Origin of the sequence: Sorangium sp. So ce1014 (assembly GCF_051521505.1) — a bacterium.
In the GTDB taxonomy this organism is placed as follows: Bacteria; Myxococcota_A; Polyangia; order Polyangiales; family Polyangiaceae; genus Sorangium.
This window is the reverse complement of the sequence record NZ_CP150356.1, coordinates 6206046-6225862: the sequence shown is the minus strand read 5'-3', so window position 1 is coordinate 6225862 and position 19817 is coordinate 6206046. Positions and strand designations below refer to the sequence as shown.

Genomic DNA, 19817 nt, shown 5'->3' with positions numbered 1-19817 from the left:
GGAGCTTGCGGGGCGTGACGCCGCGGTCCGAGGGATGCTGCGATGTGGTGGCCGCGGCGACCGCGAACGATCCGCACAGCGCGCCCTCTTCGGCCCGGTCCCCGCCTTGCACCCGGCGCACGTCGGCCCGGTGAGCCCGGAGCCGGAGGTGTCTTTGGCATGCGGTGCGGCCGATCGTTCCTTCTCGTCCTGAGCACCAGCGTCCTCCTGGCGACGCGCTCGACGGGCGCCACGGGCGCCGTCGAGCTGACGTGTCCATCGAGCGTGACCCTCGAGGCGCTCGTGGGGTGCCTTCGCGACCAGATGCCCAGCCGGGGATCAGGGACGTTCGTCGCCCCGAGCTTCGCGGAGATGAGCGCCTGGCGGAGCGTCGCTTCCGCCATGATGCGCGGCGATTGCGGCTTCGCGCTCCCTTACAGCCTGTCGCTCTTCGTGCAGATCCGGCGCTTCCGCGACGCGGAGAACGGCCGCGGCTACTGCGTGCTCATGGAGACCGCCGACTGGAACGGGGACGGGGTGGTCGATCGGGGCTTCGGGGCCTTCATCGTCGACGCGAGCGCCGAGCGGGAGCTCAGCCACCAGGTGTCGCACCCGATCGCGGACGAAGGGACCGAGACGCAGGCCGTCACCGTCTTCAAGAAGACGAGATCCCGCACCTTCCTCCTGGCCGGCGCGCACCGCGACGCGAGCCCGGGCGAGGGCGGATTCCAGGGCTTCTCGGCGAGCTCGGACGCCACCCGCAACGCGGCGACCATGTTCCACATAACGCATGTGGAGGTCATGGCCCATTACGGGGAGAAGCCGTGGTGGGCCATTCAGTGGCACGGCATGGCCGAGGACACGTGCGCGCCCGTGGATGTGCACCTCTCTCACGGCGTGGGCACGCCCCCCGCGGCGGAGGACAAGATCCTGGAGCTCAGGAAGCACCTCCTCGCCCGCGAGCCGACATGGCGGATCGGCGTCGCCGGCAGCCGTGCGTGCTCGCTGAACGCGACGAGCAACGTCCAGGGGCGGCTCCTCAACAGCGCGCCGACGGAGCTGGGCTTCGGCAGCGCCCCGGCGCCCCCTCCCCGGCGATCTCGGCGATTCGTGCACATCGAGCAGCACCCCGAGTTTCGCGATCCGGAACGGTGGATTGCCCCGGTGCTGGCCACCTGGCCGTGAGCCCCATTCCATGGGGGTGGGGGCATGGGCCCGGAGAGATGTCACATGAAGGCTGGAAGGCGGGAAGGTTTGAAAATCATTGATGATTTTCTTCCCGCCTCCCCGCCTTCATGTCCAAACGACCCCACCGCATCGTCCGCCGCGTCCCGGAGCTCCCCCGGTGTGTCCCGCCTGCCACATCGCGCGCCCGACTTCCGCCGCGGACAGGCCTCTTGCGCCCGCGGCATCCCCATTGCTGAGTCGCGGGACCATGCTCGCCGCTCCGCGCCTCCGGTTCGCGCCTGCCGCCCTCGCGGCCATCGCCCTCAGCCTCGCGTGCGTTCAGGGCGCGCGCGCCCCCAACGTTCCGCCGCGCGGGACGCTCGCCCCGGGAGCGCTCGATCCGGGCGCCAGGGCCGCGGAGGGGCCGTTCGCGGTGGTGTTCGGCGCGCCCCGCGGGCAGACGACGAGCCCGGCCGAGATCAGCCTCGTCTTCAACCGGCCCATGCGGCCGCTCGACCTCGCCGGCGGCGAGACCGCGGCCCCCGCGATCCTCAGGCCGCCCGCGCCGGGGAGCTGGCGATGGGTCGGCACGAGCGGCCTCACGTTCGCCCCCGAGGGGCGCCTGCCGCGCGGCACGGCGTTCACCGTCGAGGTCCCGGCGGGCACGCGCGCGCTCGACGGCAGCGCGCTCGCCGAGCCCTACGTGCTCACCTTCCGCACCGAGCTGCCCAGCGTCGCGCGCGTCGAGCCGTGGTCGGGGAGGGACGACCTCAGGCCGGACTCGCGGTTCGAGCTGAGGTTCAACCAGCCGGTCGAGACGGCCGAGGTCGCGCGGAGCGTGTCCATCCGGGCGGCCGGCCGCGCGGCCAAGGTGGCGTTCGACGTCCGGCGCCCCGACCCGAAGAACGAGATGCTCGCCGAGATCGTCCCGCGCGCGCCGCTGCCGCTCAACAGCGAGGTCGAGGTCGTCGTGGCCGGGAGCCTCCGCGGCAGCGAAGGGCCGCTGCCGGCCGGCGAGGAGCAGCGGTTCTCGTACCGCACCTACGGGCCGCTCCGGGTGCTGGGCCACCGGTGCGATCGCGACACGCCGCAGGGGGGCTGCGCGACCGACGGCGGCGTCACGCTCTCCTTCTCGAACCCCGTCCGCTTCGCGGACGCGAAGCGGGCGATCTCGGTGGAGCCCGCCGTCAAGCTGACGTGGCCGACGTGGCTCGAGGACGAGACGCTCACGAGCCACCTCTCCCTCGGCGGGCGCTTCGTGCCGGGGCGCAGCTACAAGGTGCGCGTCGCCGCCGGCCTGCGCGACCAGCACGGACAGGCGCTCGCCGGCGCCGCCACCGAGCAGGTCGCGTTCGGCGATCGCTGGCCCGAGGCGCAGATCGGCCTCACCGGGAGCATCTTCGAGCCGGCGCAGCGGCGCGAGATCCCCGTCGTGTCCGTGAACGTGCGCGAGCTCTCGCTCGCGCTCGGCGCGATGACCGAGGAGGCGGTGCTCGCGCTGGAGGCCGACCCGAACAGCCCGGGGCGGAGCCCGAAGATGAGCGAGATCGCGGCGCTGCCCGCCGGCAAGCAGTCGGTCCTGCGCCCGGCCGCCGCGACAAACGCGCCGGCGACGCACCTCGTGCGGGCCAGCGAGGTGCTCGGCGGCGAGGGCAAGCGCGGGCCGCTCGCGATCGGGATCAGCTACACCGCGCGGCCAGGGACGCGGCACGCGCGCACCGCCTCGGAGGCGGTGATCGCGCAGGTGACCGACCTCGGGATCAGCGCGAAGGTGTCGCCGAACGGCTCGGTCGTGTGGGTGACGCGCCTGTCGACGGGCGCGCCGGTGCCCGGCGCCAGCGTGTGGATCCGGACCCCGGGCGCGCCCGCGCCCGCGGCGGTGCTCACCGACGCCGAGGGGTTCGCGACCGTCCCGGCGACGGCGTACCGGCCCGGCGCCACGCCCGGCCCGGAGCGCGGCGTGATCTTCGCGCGCTCGGGCGACGACTGGACGTACCGCCGCGTGGCCGACGCGCTCAGCGGGTGGCGCTTCGGCGCGCAGTCCGACTTCAGCGAGCCGCGCCCCTTCGGGATGGTGTTCTCGGATCGCGGCATCTACCGGCCGGGCGACACGGTGCGCGTGAAGGGGATCTTCCGCGAGGAGGCGGCGCGCGGGACGAGGACGCCGGCGGGCAAGAGCGTCGCGTTCAAGGTGGAGGGGCCCGACGGCGAGGCGCTCGTCACCCTCTCGCCGTCGCTCAGCGCCTTCGGCACGTTCTCGGCCGACGTGAAGATCCCGGAGACCGCGCGGCTCGGCACGTACGGCCTCGCCGCGACGGTCCAGGGGGGCGAGGCGGGGTGGCCGGACGTGACGGGCAGCGTCGAGGTCGCCGAGTACCGCCCCGCCGAGTTCAAGGTGAGCGTCGAGAGCGACAGGCCGAGCTACGTCCGCGGCGACAAGGCGCGCTGGATCGCGCGCGGCGACTACCTGTTCGGGGCGCCGATGACGAACGCGGAGGCGCGGCTCTCGGTGACACGCGCGCCGTCGGCGTTCTCGCCGCCGGGGCTCGAGGGCTTCACGGTCCGCGAGGACGAGCTCACCGACGCCCTGCTGGACGAGGCCCCGCGCGAGTTCGAGGTGCAGAGCGGGCGCGAGATGCTCGACGCGGCCGGGCAGGCGGCGATCGGCGCGACGCTCGCCATGCCCGGGCAGCGCGGCACCGAGCTCGTCACGTGCGAGGCGGAGATCACGGACGTGTCGCGCCAGGCGATCGCCGGGAGCTCGACGGCGCTCGTGCACCCGGCCGAGTTCTACGTCGCCCTCAAGGAGCCCGATCGCTTCGCGAAGGCGGGTGAGGTGCTCCGGCCGGAGATCCTCGCCGTCGATCCGAAGGGGGCGCGCGTGGCGCAGGTCGCCGTCCGGGTCGCGCTCGTGCACCGGACGTGGACGCTCGCCCGCGCGGAGAGCGGCAGCGCGTACCGCAGCATCAGCGTGCCGGTCGACAAGGTCGTCGCGCGGTGCGGCGTGACGACGGCGGCGACGCCGCGCAGCTGCGAGCTCGCGGTGCCCTCCGGCGGCTACTACCTGCTGCACGCGACGGCCAAGGACCGCCGCGGCAACCCGGTCGGCGCCGCCGCCGGGGTCTACGCGCTCGGCGAGGGGGGCGGCGGCGGCTTCGGCGACAGCGACGAGCTCAAGGTCGAGCTGGTGCCCGACAGCGACAGCTACGAGATCGGGCAGACGGCGCGCGTGATCGTGAAGTCGCCGTTCGCGTCCGCCGACGCGCTCGTCACGGTCGAGCGCGCCGGGATCTCGTCGCACCGGAAGGTGAAGCTGTCGGGCGCCATGCCGGTGATCGACGTCCCGATCACGGAGGACCTGCGGCCGAACGCGTTCGTCTCGGTGCTGATCCTGCGCGGCCGGACGAAGCCGCCGCCCGCGCCCGGGAAGGGCGGGGCGCCCGGGCCCGACGTCGGCGCGCCGGCGTTCCGCCTCGGCTACGCGCCGCTCCGCGTGAACCCGGAGGCGCAGCGGCTCGCGGTGCGCGTCCGCCCGGACAAGGCGGACGCGCGCCCCGGCGATCCGCTCCGCGTCGACGTCGACGTGCGCGATCGCGCCGGCCAGCCCGCCCGCGCGGAGGTGACGCTCTACGCCGTGGACGAGGGCGTGCTCTCGCTGACCGGCTACGCGACGCCGGATCCGATCCCCGTGTTCGGCGCGCCGCGCAGCCTGAGGGTGGCGACGGTCGAGACGCGCGAGGCGCTCGCCCGCGTGCGCAACCCGTTCGCCGATCTCGGCGCCGACAAGGGGCGCGCGGGCGGCGGCGGCGCCCAGGGCAGCACGGGCGTGCGCCGCGATTTCCGCCAGAGCGCCTACTACCACCCCGCGCTCGTCACCGACGCCTCCGGGCAGGTGAGCGCGAGCTTCAAGCTGCCCGACTCGCTCACGACCTACCGGGTCATGGCGGTCGTGACCGCCGAGGACGACCGCTTCGGCTACGGCGAGTCCCGCGTGACGGCGAGCCGGCCGCTCATGGCCCGGCCGGCGCTGCCCCGCTTCCTCCGCGCCGGCGACGCCATCGACGCGGGCGTGGTCGTCACGTCGAAGGGGCTCGCGAAGCCGACGACGGTCGAGGTGGAGCTCACCGCGTCGGGGCTCACGCTCGCGGGCAGCGCGAAGCGCGCGGTGGAGCTCGCCCCGGGCGGGTCGGCAGAGGTCCGCTTCGCGCTCTCGGCGCCGCGGGCCGGCCCGGCGACGCTGCGCTTCCGCGCGACCGGGGGCGGCGCGTCGGACGTCGTCGAGGTGACGCGCGAGGTCAGGGCGCCCATGTCGCCGGAGGCCGTCGCGCTCTACGGCGACACGACCACCGCGAGCGCGGAGAAGCTCGGGGACCTGTCGGCGATCCGCGACGACACGGGTGGGCTCACGGTGAGCCTCGCGCCGACCGCGCTCGTGGGGCTCGGCGGCGGCGTGGAGCAGCTGCTCGAGTACCCGTACGGGTGCACCGAGCAGCTGACGAGCCGGATGGTGCCGCTCCTTGCGCTGCGCGATCTCTCGAAGGCCTACGGGATCGCGCTGCCGAAGGACCTGACGGCGGTCCTCGGCAAGACGGTCCGGGAGATCCTCTCGCACCAGCGCGGGGACGGGGGCTTCGGCTTCTTCGCCGAGTCGGACCGGGCGGACCTGTGGACCACCGCGTACGCGCTGTGGGGCCTGACCGAAGCGAAGCGCTACAGGGTCGCGGTGCCGGCCGACGCGCTGGAGCGCGCGACGTCGTTCCTGCGCGGGCGGCTCAACGAGGCCGGCGACGATCCGCTGCTGCGGGCGACGGCGCCGTTCATCCTCGACGTCCTCGCGGCGAGCGGCGCCCCCGACCCGGGGCGCGCGAGCCAGCTGTTCGACGAGCGCGCCAAGCTGCCGCTCTTCTCGAAGGCGCTGCTCGCGCACGCGATGGTGATCGGCAAGAGCGACAGGGCGGCCGTCGATGAGCTCGTGCGCGAGCTCGAGGGGGCGCTGCGCCTCGACGGCCCGATCGCGCGGGCCGTCCACAACCACGGCGACGCGTACGCGGTCCTCATGGACTCCGAGGCCCGCACCTCGGCGCTCGTGCTGCGCGCGCTGCTCGCGGCGCGGCCCGCGCACCCGCTCGGGCCGCGGCTCGCGGCGGGCCTGCTCGCGGCTCGCCGCGGGGGCACGTGGCGCAGCACGCAGGAGACGGCGTGGGCGCTGCTCGCGCTCGACAAGTACCGCGCGGCGCAGGAGAAGTCGGCGCCCGACTTCGACGCGCGGGTGTTCCTCGGGCAGGCGGAGCTGTTCTCCGCCCCGTTCCACGGCCCGACGACCGAGCAGGTCAAGACGTCGATCCCCGCGGCGCGGCTCACGAGCGCCGCGGGCGCGCCGCTCGCGTTCACCGTCGACGGGCGCGGCCGGCTCTTCTACGAGGCGCGGCTCCGCTACGCGCGCAAGGAGCTCCCGACGGCGGGGCTCGATCGCGGCTTCTATATCGAGAAGTCGCTGCGCGCGCTCGCGCCCGAGGAGCTCGCCGCCGCGCTCGGCGGCGGGGCGCCGGACGGCGCGCCGCGTCGGCCGGGCGCGGCGCCCTCGTCGCTCGCCTTCGCCGGCAGCGATCTCGTGCTCGGCGAGATCCTCGTCGTGACGCCCTCGCCGCGCGACTTCGTGGTCATCGACGATCCGCTGCCGGCCGGCCTCGAGGCGATCGACGCGCGCCTCGCCACGTCCGCGCGCTCGCTCGACGTCGACGCGGCGGAGGGCAGGGCGGACCACGACGACGACGACGACGATCAGGACGACCTGCGCGCGACCGGCCGCGCGTACAACCCGAGCCGCTTCGTCCGCGAGGTGCGCGACGATCGGGTCCTGTTCTTCGTCGACCACATGGCCGCCGGGATGTACCGGTACCGCTACCTCGCGCGCGCCACGACGCTCGGGTCGTTCGTGGTCCCGCCCGCGCGCGCGGAGGAGATGTACAGCCCCGAGGTCTTTGGCCGGACGGGCGCCCTCACGGTCAAGGTCGGGAGCCGGGCGCCGGACGCGGCGCCGCGCCCGCGCTGAGCCGTGCGCGCGCTCTCCCCGCCCGGTCCCGGCCGCGCAGGGCGCTGGCTCGCGCGCGTCCACCCGCGCCTGCCGCTCGTCCTGCGCCGCGCCGCGTGGCTCGCGCTCGCGCTCGCCGTCGCGCCGTGGCTCCTGCTCGCCGTCGCCGCGGCCCTCACGCCGCTCCCGCCGGCGCTCGGGGCCTCCGAGGAGCGCGCCGTCTCCACGGTGCTGCTCGATCGCCACGGCACCGTGCTCCGCGAGCTCCGCGCCGGCGACGGCGCGCGCGCGCGCTGGCTGCCGCTCGCCGAGGCCGGCGATCGCATCCAGCGCGCGCTCCTGGCCGCGGAGGACCGGCGGTTCGCGCGCCACCCCGGCGTCGACCCGATCGCGATCGCGCGGGCGCTCGGCCAGCTCGCGGCGGAGCGGCGCGTCGTCTCGGGCGCGTCCACGATCACGCAGCAGCTCGCGCGCGCGCTCGTCCCGCGCCCCCGCACCGTGCGCGGCAAGCTCGGCGAGATGGCGCTCGCGCTCCGCATCGAGGCGTCGCTCTCGAAGCGCGAGATCCTGGAGCAGTACCTGAACCGCGTCGCCTTCGGCCCGGGCCTGCGCGGCGTCGAGGCGGCCAGCCGCTTCTACTTCGACAAGCCCACCGCGGACCTGTCGCTCGCGGAGGCCGCCGCGCTCGCCAGCATGCCGCGCGGCCCCTCGCTGTACGATCCGCGCCGCGGCGCGGGGCCGCTCGAGCGCCGACGGAACCGCGTCCTCGATCGCATGCTCGCGGCCGGCCTCGCCGGCGAGGCCGAGGTCGCGCGCGCCCGCGCCGAGCCCATCGCGCTCGCCCCGAAGGGCAGCGGCCTCGGCGCGCCGCACCTCGTCCACGCCGTGCTCGACGGCGCGCTCGGCCCGGCCGCCGTCCCCCCCGAAGGCGGCGCGGCGCCGCTGCGCGGCCGGGCGAGCTCGATCACCCTGACGATTGACCGCGGCCTCCAGCGCGAGATCGAGGTCCTCGCGCAGCAGACCGTCCGGGGCCTCTCGGACCGCGACGTCGGTGCCGCGGCGGTGGTGGTGCTCGAGAACGCGACCGGCGAGATCCTCGCGTACGTCGGGTCGCACGACATCGAGGACGCCGCCGGGCTCGGCCACAACGACGGCGTCCTCGCGCTGCGCCAGCCCGGCTCCGCCCTGAAGCCGTTCGTCTACGGGCTCGCCATGGAGCAGCTCGGGTTCACGGCCGCGACCGTCCTGCCCGACGTCGAGCTCTCGTTCCCGACCGCGGAGGGCGGCAGCTACGTGCCGCGGAACTACGACGGGCGCTTCCACGGCCCTGTCCGCCTCCGGGACGCGCTCGCCAGCTCGTACAACGTCCCGGCGGTCTGGACGGCGGCCGCGCTCGGCCCCGAGCGCGTCCTCACGCGGCTCCGCGAGCTCGGCCTGGGCTCGCTCGATCGCGAGGCGTCGCGCTACGGCGTCGCGATCGCGCTCGGCGACGGCGAGGTCCGGCTCCTCGATCTCGCGAACGCGTACGCCACGCTCGCGCGCGGCGGCCTCTACTTGCCGGTGCGCGCGGTGCGCGCGCTCTCTCTCTCGTCGCCCGCGGGCGGCGCCGGCGCGGCCCCCGTCGAGCCGCCCGCGGCGCCTCCCGGGCGCGGCGCGCGCGTCCTCGACGCCGCGCGCGCGCGGGTGATCGTCGACGTCCTCGCCGACGACAAGGCGCGCATCGGCTCGTTCGGCGAGGGCAGCGCGCTCGACCTGCCGTTCCCTGTGGCCGCGAAGACGGGCACCTCCAAGGGGTTCCGCGACAACCTCGCGGTCGGCTTCACGCCCGACGTCACGGTCGCCGTCTGGGTCGGCAACTTCGACGGCTCCCCCATGGGCGGCGTCAGCGGCATCACCGGCGCGGGCCCGCTCTTCCGCGACGCCATGCTCGCCGCCGCGCGTGTCCGGCCGCCGCGCCCCTTCGATCCGCCCGATCCCGAGCTGCTCGCCGAGGTCGAGGTCTGCGGCCTCTCCGGCATGCGGCCGACCGCCGCGTGCCCGCACCGCCGCCGGGAGCTCCTCCCGCGCGGCGACGCCGCGGCGCTCGCGCCGTGCGACATGCACGAGGTCGTGCGCATCGATCGCCGCAACGGCCTGCGCGCCGGCGCCTGCCCGGACGCGGCGGTCGAGGAGCGCGTCTTCGAGCGCTACGACGCGGAGCTCACCGCCTGGGCGCGCGCCGCCGGCCGCCCCGTCGCGCCCGAGGAGGCGTCGCCCCTCTGCGGCCCGCTCCCCGGGGGCGACGGCGTCCCTCCGGCCGGCGCGCGCGTCCGCGTCGCGTACCCGCCTGACGGCGCCCGGTTCATCCTCGACCCCTCGGTCAACTCGCTGCAGGCGATCCGGCTCCGGGCCGACGTCCCGCCGGGCGTGCGCCGCGCGCGCTTCGTGCTCGACGGCCGCCCGATCGAGGTCGGTCCCCCGTTCGCGCTCGACTGGCCGCTCGTCGCCGGCGCGCACCGGCTCCGCGTCGAGGCGGACGGCGCGTCCGCCGGCGAGGAGATCGCGTTCTCGGTGGAGTGAGTGGCGGGCGAGGGGAGGCGCCCGCCGGTCGTGTTCAACCGGGCGCCCCCGCCGCGCGCGTCATCCGAAGAGCGGCAGGTCCTCTTCCTCGGAGAGCGGGAATCGCTGCACGAGCGGGTCGTCCGCGATCCCCGCGAGCTTGCGCAGCGCCTTGTGGACGTGCCCCGGCGTGATCCGGACGCCGCCCTCTCTTGGCTCGAGCGTCACCGGATCGACCTCGATCGGGTTGTGCCGATCGTCCGTCGCGCCGATCACCCGGTTTCCCGGGATGCCTGCGCCGACAAGCATCATGCTCGTGATGTTCCAGTGGTCCTTGCCGTTGCCCTCGTTGTAGCCCGGCGTCCGCCCGAAGTCCGAGCCCACGACGATGACGATCCGGTCGGCGATGCCCTGCTCCTCCGCGGCGGTCAGGAGGAAGTCGACGCCGTCGCAGATCTGGGTGAGCCGCGGGATGTGGCTGTCGTCGTGGTTGCCGTGGGTGTCGAACCCGCCGATCGTCAGGTTGGCGCTGACGCAGATGCCGGCGCGGTAGGCCGCGAGCGCGACCTGCGCCTGCCGCTTCAGCGAGGCGCTCTCGAACTCCTCGGGCAGGAACTGGATGAGCTGCTTGAGCTCGTTCTGCCCGACGCGGGATGTGAAGAGCGTGCTCATCGCCTGCTTCACGTGGGGCAGGCGCTGCTGCTCGAGCTTCACCCCGTGCCGCGCCTGCCGCGCCTCGAGGATCCGCGTCATTGTCGCGTCGGTGTGGTACTGATCGAGGTTCTCGTTGTTCGACGGATCGATCCTGTTCGGGTAGGCGAGCCGCTGCAGGAGGCCGGTGTCGGGCACGCGGGTGACGGCCACGAGGTTCGCCGTCGTGTCGTAGCCGCCGTTGCTGATGAACCCCATCGGCAGCTCGCCGCCGTGGACGCCGGCCACGAGCGCCGCGAAGCCGGGCTTGCCCTCGCGGAGCGTCCCGGACCACGTGTTGCGCACGCCCGCGTCATGGCTGTTCGTCGCGGTGTCGATGCCGTTGATGACGAGCAGCCGGCTGTGGTGCTTCTGGAAGAACTCGGCGTTGCCGCCGACCGGCGCGAACCTGAGGTTGCCGGCCGTCCCGATGTCCGCGTTCAGGTAGCTGCGGTTCATCGCCTCCCGTCGCTCCTGCTCCTCGACGCTCATCGCGCCCTTCGGATCGCAGAGGCTCGTCGGGTCCCAGCCGCCGCTCGCGTGGAGGTGGACCCAGAGGGGGCCTGTGTAGGGGCCGGCCGCCGCGGCGTCCCTCGACAAGGAGCCCGCTGCGACGACGCCAAGGCCCGCCATAGATGCCAGTTTGAGGAAATCTCGACGTTCCATGGCTGCTCCTACTGGTAAAGAAACCTGAAGTCCGACAGCAGATACGTCATCACGCTCATCCACGCGCGGATCGTGTACTTCTCGTCCCGCTGGAGCCTCTCCTCGTCGGGCAGCCCGTCGCGGGTCCAGTAGTCGTTGTTCACGTGGCAGGCGCCCGGCAGCCACGTCGAGAGCCGGCCCTCCTCGCCCTCCGGCTTCTTCATGCCCGCCTTGCCCTCTTCCCACGTCTCGAGGAAGACCTTGTAGGTCCGCTCGATCTCCGGGTCGCCGAGCTCGAGCGACTCGCCGAGCACCCGCTTGTGCAGGTACTGGATGTTCTGCTTGATCGCCTCGACGGCCGGCAGCACGTCGAAATCGTTCGTGTCCCGCGGCTCGAACGTCGCCTCGATGAAGGGGAAGAGGAGCCGCTCCTCCTGCGGGAGCTTCAGATCGCGCGGCACCGAGATGCACGACATCTCGTTCGCCATCCGGTCGGCGACGTTGGCCATGATCCCGTTCGGCTCGGTGATCCGCTGGATCACCTCCTCCGAGTCGATGCCGCCGTACAGCAGGCGGTAGGCGTCGCGCCGGAGCAGGAAGTCGTAGCGGCTGCCGTCGTCCTCGAACGCCCTCGGGCGCCACGGATACCCCGTCACCGCCCAGATCTTCCGGTGCAGCTGCTCGGGCCCGAGGAACCGCGTGCCGCCGAGCTGCGAGGGCGCGTTGCCCTGCGACGACGCCTGCTGGACGTTGCGCGCGCGAAAGTAAGGACTCTTGACGATGGCCTTGACGACCGTCTTCAGGTTGTAATCGCCGTCGGCGAAGTCGCGCGCCATCGCGTTGAAGGCGTGGTACTGGGCGAGGTACGCCCGGAACTTGGCGCTGAACTCCGGATCGTCGTTCGTCGGCGCGACGAGCGGCTTTTGCCCGGTGAGGCCGGTGTACATCGTGTAGACCGCCGCGAGCGCGAAGCGGGGGTCGTCGGCGACGCGCTTCGCCACCCACGAGAGCGCGCTCGGGAACTCGCTGAACGGCACCGACACGGCGCCGAAGCCCGGCGGCCGCATGTCCTCGTACCAGGCGTCGTCCGCCCGGTACCGCCCCGTCGAATCGAAGGTGTGGAACCCGCCCGACAGCGGGTCGAGGGCGGCGTGGCAGACGGTGCACGCCGCGTTGTTCATCGTCGGGTTGAAGTCGGTGATCTTCGTCTGATCGAGCGGCTGCTCGGCCGTCTTCAGGATGTCGGTGCCGAGGAAGTACTGATAGACCATCCTCGCCCGGTGGCGGTTCCTGTTGGTGCTCGTCGTCGGGTGCCTGGAGAGGAAGACCGGCGAGGTGAGCACGCCCGCGAGCGGGATCGGATCGCGCTTCGCCGGGACGAACTCCTCCGGATCCGCGTCGTTCTCGAACTCGGCCGTGACGCCGTACGCCCTGGCGGAGAACGGGTTCACGACCGTGTAGTCGGCGGTGAGGACCTCCTTGAAGGACCTGTCGTTCCGCACGATGTAGGCGATGAGCTCGAGCGGCTCCCGCCCGACGCCCCGGTTCGTCCAGGACTTCATCTTGTTGATGACGTCCTCCAGGTCGCGCGCGCCGTATTTCTCGACCAGCGCGGGATCCTGCGGGAGGCTGTTGTACCACTTCGGGTCGTACGCGTCGCTCCTCAGCAGATCGACGGCCGCCTCGCCGTTCAGGTAGCGATCGGTGAGGAAGAGATCGTTGTAGATCTCCTTCAGCCGCACATAGAACGCCTCCTCGGTGAGCAGCTGGTCCAGGATCGGCTCGAGCGCGTCCATGCCGCTCTGCGCGACGGCCTGCTCCTCGGCCTCGGTGGGCAGGCGGCCGGCGAGCTCGAGGCTCGCCGTGCGGAGCGTCTCCTGCGGCCCGCTCATCACCACGCCGCCGAAGGACGCGTTGACGTCCGTCTCGCAGGACGACGGGCTCTTCGTCCGGTCGACCATCTCCCGGAGCGCCTCGTACTCGGGGCTGTCCACGCCGATGACGTGGCCGCCGCCGTGCTCGATCGTCTTCGTCGGCTTGAGGAGCACGTACGACTCGCCGCTCAGCTCGAGCCCCGCGAGCGATTTGAACGTCGCGAGGTTCTTGTCGAGGAAGCCCGCCTCGCTGCTCCCGGCGAGGATCAGCTTCGATTCCGCCGCCTGCCCCTGCGGGTTATGGCAGCCGATGCACTTCGTCGAGAGGATGGGGACCCACACCTTCTCGGCGAAGAACTGCTCGTCGGAGATGCACGGGCCGCCGGCCTCGCTGCTGCAACCGCTCGACGCGGACGCGAGCGCGGTCGCGCCCGCGGAGAGCCCGAGGAGCCCCAGGGCCGTCGCGGCGCGCTTCCGGAGTAACCATCCTGTTCTCGGCATAAGCATCCTCGCCGGGAGCGCCTGCGCGCGCCCCCGCGTTGAAGGGACCGGGAGTGCGGAGCCCCGAACCGCGTTGATCGACGCACGGTCGAACAACCCAATGTGGGCTGTCGTTCAACGACGCCCGATGAAGCGAGCTGGAGAAGCGCCCGCATCATCTCCTGCGTAGCCTCCCAGTCTAACCTCTCGATGGCCTCTCCCGCTATGCGCCAGACACATCGAAGGATCTGAATTTTCCCCGATACCTCTCGTGGTTGTGAAGTTTTGCGATACCACGCTGTGACTCCTCCGGAAGGCGCGTACCCGGTGCGCCCAGGTGGGCGCAGTCATGCGGTGGCGGGGGCGTACGTGAATGTGGTCAAGTCCGGAGAAATCGAATAACCGTTGGAGATGAGCTCCACGAGGGATGCGACCCGCGCTCGCGCGGTTCAGTGGTTCGTTCGCGGCGGCACGCTGCGGGTGGCCGGCCGGGATCCTGTCAAGATCGGCGTCGCGCCGGTCGTGGTGGGGCGCGATCCGAGCTGCGGTGTGGTCGTCGACGATCCGGAGATCAGCTCGACGCATTGCGAGCTGCGCGCCGAGGGGCCCGGCGTGCTCGTCCGCGATCTCGGCAGCAAGAATGGGACGTTCGTGTCGACGGTGCGCATCCGCGACGCGATCTTGACGGCCGCGTGCGTGATCCAGGTCGGCGGCTCGGTGCTGGGCTTCGAGCCGCTCGACAAGGAGCGCGTCGACGTCGGCTTCGACGAGAGCTTCGGCCCGCTGATCGGCGCCTCGCCGCGGATGCGCCACCTGTTCCGCCTGCTGCGCGAGGTGGCCGCGACGGAGCTGTCGCTGCTCATCACCGGCGAGACCGGCACGGGCAAGGAGCTCGCGGCGCAGGCGATCCACGACGGCTCGGGCCGGCGCGGCGGCCCGTTCATCGTCGTGGACTGCGCGTCGCTGCCCGGCGCGCTGGCCGAGAGCTTCCTGTTCGGGCACGAGCGGGACGCCTTCCCGGGGGCGACCGAGCGCAAGGGCGGCGCTTTCCACGAGGCGAACGGCGGGACGATCTTCCTCGACGAGCTGGGCGAGCTGCCGCCCGAGCTCCAGCCGAAGCTGCTCCGCGTGCTGTCCGAGCGGAAGCTGAAGCGCGTCGGGTCGCGGGTCTACGAGCCCGTCGACGTGCGGATCGTCGCGGCGACGCGCCGCGATCTCGGCCGCAGCATGAACACCGGGCGCTTCCGGAGCGATCTCTTCTTCCGGATCGCCCAGATGCGCGTCGAGCTGCCGCCGCTCCGCGAGCGGCGCGAGGACATCCCGCTGCTCGTCGAGAGCGTCTGCGCGCGCCTCGGGTGCCCGGAGCGCGCCGTGGAGATGGTCAATCTCATCACGACGACGCTCGGCCAGCACGATTTCCCGGGCAACGTCCGCGAGCTCATGAACGTCACGAGCGTGGCGGCGAGCCTGCCGCCCGGGGCCGAGGCGATCGCGGCGATCCTCCCGCTCGAGGGCGGCGGCGACGTTGTCGCGCCGACGTCGGCCTTCGGCGAGGCGAAGCGGAGCGCCGTCGCGGCGTTCGAGCAGCGTTACTTCAGCGAGCTGATCCGCGCGACGAGCGGCAACGTCAGCGAGATGGCGCGGCGCGCCGGCATGGAGCGCCACCACGTGCGCATGTTCCTGCGGAAGCACGGGCTGACCGCGAAGCAGTGAGGCGCGGGCGGTGACATAAAATGCGCTCTCTGGGGTCTGCTTCGCTGTCCGAGCGCTAGGCGCCGCCCGCGCCGCCTGTGCCGGCCGGGTCGCCGCCCGCGCCGCTGCCGCCGGTGCCGGCCGGGTCGCCGCCCGCGCCGCTGCCGCCGGTGCCGGCCGGGTCGCCGCCCGCGCCGCTGCCGCCGCTGCCGCCCTCGCCGCCGCCCGTCGTGGCCGCGGTGGTCGTGGCCGGCTTGCCGCCGCAGCGCTCCGCGGAGCGGCAATCGCCGCAGGAGCAGCCCTCGAAGTACTGCGCGCACGAGCCGTTGTCGGTGCAATGGTCGGTGCACCGCGGCGTGTCCGTGCAATCGGGGCAGGTGCAATCCTCGTTGAGGTTGCACCCCTCGGCGTCGTTGCACCCGCGCGACGGGCTGCATTCGGCGACGCTGTTCGCGCAGTCCTGGCAGGTGCAATCCTCGCCGTCGGTGGCGTCGGGCCGCAGATCGCAGGCGCCGTCGTCGTTGCAGAAGCCGAGGCAGCTCGCCGTGTCCGCGCAATCGGGGCAGCCGCAGCTCTCGGGGACCTGGGCGAGGATCGTGCACCGCCCGTCCGGGCTGCCGCCGAAGCAGCCGAAGCCGAGCGAGCCGCCGGCGCCGGCGACCGTCGCCGCCGTGGTCGTCGAGGTCGCGTCGGCCGCCGGGTTGCTCGAGCAGCCGCCGCTCACGGCGAACCCGACGACGAGGGAGGAGGTGAGGAGGGCAAGAAAGGCGCGCATGCCCGACAGCATCTCTCCCGCGAGCGCGTCACGTCAACACCGCGCGTCGTCAGGAGCGGTCAACGGAATGCAACGTCCCTGTCCGCCGTCTTCGCGCGGACGATGGCGCGCTCGCGGACAAGGAAATCGCGCACCGCAGCGTCGAGGCGCGGATGCGCGAGGTGGTGGGCGCTGTGGGTGATGCTCGGCGCGAATCCGCGTACGAGCTTGTGCGACCCGCCCGCGCCCGGCTCGAAGCGGCGCAGTCCCCGGGCGATGCAGTCCTCGACCGGATGATAATAGCAGACGTTGAAATGCAGGAAGGGGCGCTCCTCCGAAGCGCCCCAGTAACGGCCGTAGAGCGTCGTCGGCCCGGCGAGGTTGAGCGCGCCCGCGATGGGCCGTTTGCCGTCCCGCGCGAGGACGATCTCGACGCCTCCCCGGCCCCCGGCGCGCTCCCCGGAGGAGCGGAGCCGGGCCGCGATCTCCTCGAAGAAGGCGCGGTTCAGGTACTGCCGGCCCCAGGCGAACTTCTCCACCGTGGAGGCGTAGTAGCCGAACATCACGTCCACGATCTCGGGCGTGATCTCGGCGCCGCGCAGCGTCTCGATCGACAGGCCCTGCTTCGAGACCTCGCGCATCTCGCGCCGGATCTGGTGCCGCCTCTTCGCGTTGAAGCGCGCGAGGAAGTCGTCGAGCGTCCCATACCCCTCGTTCTCGAACTGGAACTGGATGCCGCAGCGGTGCGCCATCGCCGCGCCGGAGAGGGCGGCGGCCTCGTCCTCGGTCGGGAACAGGACGTGGGCGCCCGAGATGCGGCTCCGCGCGACGAGCTGGCGGAGCGTCTCGGCGAACACCTCGAGGAGCGCCGGCCGGTCCTCCGGGCGGCGCACGAGCAGGCGCGGCGACGTGGCGGGCGTGAACGGCACCGCCACGACGAGCTTCGGGTAGTACGGCGCGCCGAGCTGGTGGGACGCCGACGCCCAGCCTTGATCGAAGACGAACTCGCCCTCGCTGTTGTCCTTGAGGTACGCGGGCGCGGCGGCGAGCAGGACGCCCTCGGCCCGGAGCGTGATGTGGTGCGGCAGCCAGCCCGCCTCCTCGCCCACGCACCCCGTCCGCTCCAGCGCGTCGAACCACGCCCAGGAGAGGAACGGCGCCTCGCCCGCGCCGTCGAGCCCGTCCCACTCGCTCTCCGGGATCTCGCGGATGGCGCTGTGGACGTGCGCTTCAAGCTCCATGGTCGATCATCGCAGCGTGGGTCGCGCCGCCCGACCGGCCGGTGAGCTCCTGGATCGACCGCGCGCCGGAGCGCGCCACGAGGTCGGACAGCCCGCGCGCGATCGCGGCGGGGAGGAGGGGGCCGCCGTAGATGAAGCCGGTGTAGAGCTGCACGAGGTCGGCGCCCGCCTTGAGCTGGTCCATCGCGTGCTCGGCCGACTCGATGCCGCCGGCGCCGATCACCGTGACGCCGTTCCCGAGGCGCGCGCGGATCCGCCGCACCATCGCGAGCGAGCGCTGCCGGAGCGGCGGGCCGCTCAGCCCGCCCGCGCCCATCGCCTCGACGGCCGCCGCGCCCGTCGCGAGCCCGTCGCGCCGCACGGTGGTGTTCGTCGCGATGACGCCGGCGAGGCCGACCTCCTCGACGACGGCGAGCAGCGCCTCGAGCTCCTCGTCGCCGAGGTCCGGGGCGACCTTGATGAGCAGCGGCAGCGGCGCCCCGGCGCCGCGGTTCTCCCGCGCGATCGCCGAGAGGAGCGCCCGCGCGATCGCCGGCCCCTGCATGGCCCGGAGGTCCTTCGTGTTCGGCGACGAGACGTTGATCACGACGAAGTCGGCCGCGCGCCGCACCTCCCGGAAGCTCGCGAGGTAGTCCTCGATCGCGGGCTCGATCGGATCGAGCGGCGCGACGCGGGACTTGCCGATCGAGATGCCCACCGGCACGCCGACGGCCGCCGCGCCGCCGCGGCCCTGGAGCCGCTCGGTGACGCGCGCGGCGCCCTGGTTCGGGAACCCGAGCCGGTTGATGAGCGCCCGGTCGGCCGGCAGCCGGAAGAGGTTCGGCGGCGGGTTCTCGGCCTGGGGCTGCGCCGTGACGGTCCCGAGCTCGACGAAGCCGAAGCCCAGGGCGGCGAGCGCGCGCGCCCGGCGGGCGTCCTTGTCGAAGCCGCCCGCCAGGCCGAGCGGGGAGGGGAAGTCGAGCCCCAGGGCGCGCACAGCGATGCGCCCGTCGGGGGGCGCGAGGCGGGCGCGCACGAGGGCGCGGAGCGGGGCCGCGTGCTCGAGCGGGGCGAGCGCGAGCATGCCGAGCTCGTGCGCCAGGCGGGGCGGGAGCGCGAAGAGGAGCGGTCGGACGAGGCGGTACATCGGGGCGCGTCTCCGTTGCGTGCGCGGCGCCGGAGGGGCCGGCGCGCGGCGCGGCGGTGGGCGATACCACGACGCACCGGCCGCGTGTGCCGCCATCTGGGGAGGCGCGGGAGGCGCGCGAGGCGCGCGAGGGGACGCGACGCGGGCGCGGGCGCGATCCGGGCGAGCGCGCGCCGGGCGAGGCGCGTGCCGGCTCTGCTAGACTCGGCGCCCCCATGACGGCCCCCGAGATCCTCGATCGCCCAGGCGATCCCAAGCCATCGACCGACCTTGGCGAGCGCTTCGCGAAGAGCGCGGACGAGATGTCGGTGCTGCGAGAGCGCGGCGTCGCGGCCGCGCGCGACCTCTGCGCCTTCATCGATCGCGCGCCGACGCCGTACCACGCCGTCCGCGAGGTCGCCTCGCGGCTCGCGGGGGCCGGGTTCTCGGAGCTCGGGGAGCGCGACGCGTGGGCGATCGCTCCGGGCGATCGCCGCTTCGTCATCCGGGGCGGGTCGACGATCGTCGCGTTCGTCGCCGGGGTCGAGCACCCGGCGCTGGGCGGCTTCCGCATCCTCGGCGCGCACACCGACTCGCCGAACCTCCGGGTGAAGCCGAGCGCCGAGCTCTCGCGGAGCGGCTACCAGCAGCTCGGGGTCGAGGTCTACGGCGGCGTGCTGTACTCGACCTGGCTCGACCGCGATCTCAGCGTGGCCGGCCGCGTCCACCTCCGCAGGGACGGCCGGATCGAGCGCCACCTCGTCGACCTCGGCCGCCCCGTCGCGCGCATCCCGAACCTGGCGATCCACCTGAGCCGCGGGGTCAACTCCGAGGGGCTCGTGCTCAACGCGCAGAAGCACCTCGTCCCCGTGATCGGCCTCGGCCGGGAGGCCGATCTGCGCGCCCTGCTCGCGCGCGCGGTCGACGCGCCGCGCGACGCCATCCTCGGCTTCGATCTCTGCCTGTACGACACGCTCAAGGCGTCGCTCGGCGGGCTCGCCGACGAGTTCGTCTTTGCATCCCGGCTGGACAACCTCGCGAGCTGTCACGCCGCGACCACCGCGCTGATCGGCGCGGGCGCTGCTGGCGCGGCGACGCGGGTCGTCGCGCTCTACGACCACGAGGAGTGCGGCAGCCGGAGCGCGGTGGGGGCGGCGGGCAGCGTGCTGCGCGACGTGCTCGCGCGGATCGTCGACGCGTACCCGGCGCGCGAGCCGCAGGCGTTCGCCCGGGCGATGGCGGGCTCGCTGCTCCTCTCGGCGGACATGGCCCACGCGGTGCACCCGAACTACGCCGACCAGCACGAGCCGCGCCACGCCCCGCAGATCAACCGCGGGCTCGTCATCAAGTCGAACGCGAACCAGTCCTACGCCACCGACGGCGCGACGGCCGCCGCGCTCGAGGCGCTCTGCCACGACGCCGGCTACGCCCCGCAGCGCTTCGTCGTGCGCAGCGACCTCCCGTGCGGCAGCACGATCGGCCCGATCACCGCGGCCGCGCTCGGGATCGCCACGGCCGACGTCGGCGCCCCGATGCTGAGCATGCACTCCTGCCGCGAGATGGCCGGCACGCTCGACGTGCACCTCGCGATCGAGACCTACCGCCGCGCCCTCGCCTGAGC

General features: G+C 73.6%; 10 protein-coding genes. 5 read left to right on the top strand and 5 right to left on the bottom strand.

Annotation, left to right across the window (positions count from 1 at the left end; genetic code table 11):
* Positions 1-159 precede the first annotated feature (159 nt).
* The 3 genes from WME75_RS23390 to pbpC all read left to right on the top strand — a co-directional run bounded on the left by WME75_RS23390 (position 160) and on the right by pbpC (position 9736).
* Positions 160-1164 carry a hypothetical protein gene (locus WME75_RS23390; protein WP_437494699.1) on the top strand — a complete coding sequence of 335 codons (1005 nt, stop codon included), beginning with the start codon at positions 160-162 and terminating at the stop codon, positions 1162-1164.
* A 250-nt stretch (positions 1165-1414) separates the two neighbouring features.
* On the top strand, positions 1415-7198 hold the full coding sequence (locus WME75_RS23385; RefSeq protein ID WP_437494697.1) for an Ig-like domain-containing protein: 5784 nt from the start codon (positions 1415-1417) through the stop codon (positions 7196-7198).
* A 3-nt stretch (positions 7199-7201) separates the two neighbouring features.
* Positions 7202-9736 carry a penicillin-binding protein 1C gene (gene pbpC, locus WME75_RS23380; RefSeq protein WP_437494695.1) on the top strand — a complete coding sequence of 845 codons (2535 nt, stop codon included), beginning with the start codon at positions 7202-7204 and terminating at the stop codon, positions 9734-9736.
* Between the two features lie 60 nt (positions 9737-9796).
* On the opposite strand, the gene WME75_RS23375 is transcribed toward pbpC, so the two are convergent.
* Together WME75_RS23375 and WME75_RS23370 are read right to left on the bottom strand one after the other, a co-directional pair.
* Positions 9797-11038 (bottom strand): DUF1501 domain-containing protein, encoded by a 1242-nt coding sequence (locus WME75_RS23375; protein ID WP_437494693.1) that lies wholly within the window; start codon positions 11036-11038, stop codon positions 9797-9799.
* Positions 11039-11079: 41 nt separating this feature from the next.
* Positions 11080-13425, bottom strand: coding sequence for a DUF1588 domain-containing protein (locus tag WME75_RS23370; protein WP_437494691.1), 2346 nt, complete (start codon positions 13423-13425; stop codon positions 11080-11082).
* A 390-nt stretch (positions 13426-13815) separates the two neighbouring features.
* Between WME75_RS23370 and WME75_RS23365 the strand changes: the two genes are divergently transcribed.
* Positions 13816-15117: a sigma 54-interacting transcriptional regulator gene (locus WME75_RS23365; RefSeq protein WP_437494689.1), complete on the top strand. Its 1302-nt coding sequence runs from the start codon at positions 13816-13818 to the stop codon at positions 15115-15117.
* A gap of 55 nt (positions 15118-15172) precedes the next feature.
* On the opposite strand, the gene WME75_RS23360 is transcribed toward WME75_RS23365, so the two are convergent.
* The 3 genes from WME75_RS23360 to WME75_RS23350 are packed head-to-tail and all read right to left on the bottom strand — an operon-like array spanning position 15173 to position 18217.
* Positions 15173-15871, bottom strand: a complete 699-nt coding sequence (locus WME75_RS23360) for a hypothetical protein (RefSeq protein ID WP_437494687.1) — start codon at positions 15869-15871, stop codon at positions 15173-15175.
* A gap of 59 nt (positions 15872-15930) precedes the next feature.
* Positions 15931-17091, bottom strand: coding sequence for a GNAT family N-acetyltransferase (locus tag WME75_RS23355; protein ID WP_437494685.1), 1161 nt, complete (start codon positions 17089-17091; stop codon positions 15931-15933).
* Positions 17081-18217: a quinone-dependent dihydroorotate dehydrogenase gene (locus WME75_RS23350; RefSeq protein ID WP_437494683.1), complete on the bottom strand. Its 1137-nt coding sequence runs from the start codon at positions 18215-18217 to the stop codon at positions 17081-17083. The genes WME75_RS23355 and WME75_RS23350 overlap by 11 nt, the downstream gene beginning before the upstream one ends.
* Before the next feature lie 302 nt (positions 18218-18519).
* Here WME75_RS23350 and WME75_RS23345 point away from each other — a divergent pair, with 302 nt between their 5' ends.
* Positions 18520-19815, top strand: a complete 1296-nt coding sequence (locus tag WME75_RS23345) for a M18 family aminopeptidase (RefSeq protein ID WP_437494905.1) — start codon at positions 18520-18522, stop codon at positions 19813-19815.
* Positions 19816-19817: the final 2 nt, after the last annotated feature.

Excerpts from the sequence above, each read along its gene's own strand:
- WME75_RS23355 (WP_437494685.1), bottom strand. The coding sequence starts at position 17,091 with ATGGAGCTTGAAGCGCACGTCCACAGCGCCATCCGCGAGATCCCGGAG.
- WME75_RS23375 (WP_437494693.1), bottom strand. The coding sequence starts at position 11,038 with ATGGCGGGCCTTGGCGTCGTCGCAGCGGGCTCCTTGTCGAGGGACGCC.
- WME75_RS23370 (WP_437494691.1), bottom strand. The coding sequence starts at position 13,425 with ATGCCGAGAACAGGATGGTTACTCCGGAAGCGCGCCGCGACGGCCCTG.
- WME75_RS23360 (WP_437494687.1), bottom strand. The coding sequence starts at position 15,871 with ATGCGCGCCTTTCTTGCCCTCCTCACCTCCTCCCTCGTCGTCGGGTTC.
- WME75_RS23350 (WP_437494683.1), bottom strand. The coding sequence starts at position 18,217 with ATGTACCGCCTCGTCCGACCGCTCCTCTTCGCGCTCCCGCCCCGCCTG.
- WME75_RS23390 (WP_437494699.1), top strand. The coding sequence starts at position 160 with ATGCGGTGCGGCCGATCGTTCCTTCTCGTCCTGAGCACCAGCGTCCTC.
- WME75_RS23365 (WP_437494689.1), top strand. The coding sequence starts at position 13,816 with ATGAGCTCCACGAGGGATGCGACCCGCGCTCGCGCGGTTCAGTGGTTC.
- WME75_RS23385 (WP_437494697.1), top strand. The coding sequence starts at position 1,415 with ATGCTCGCCGCTCCGCGCCTCCGGTTCGCGCCTGCCGCCCTCGCGGCC.
- WME75_RS23345 (WP_437494905.1), top strand. The coding sequence starts at position 18,520 with ATGTCGGTGCTGCGAGAGCGCGGCGTCGCGGCCGCGCGCGACCTCTGC.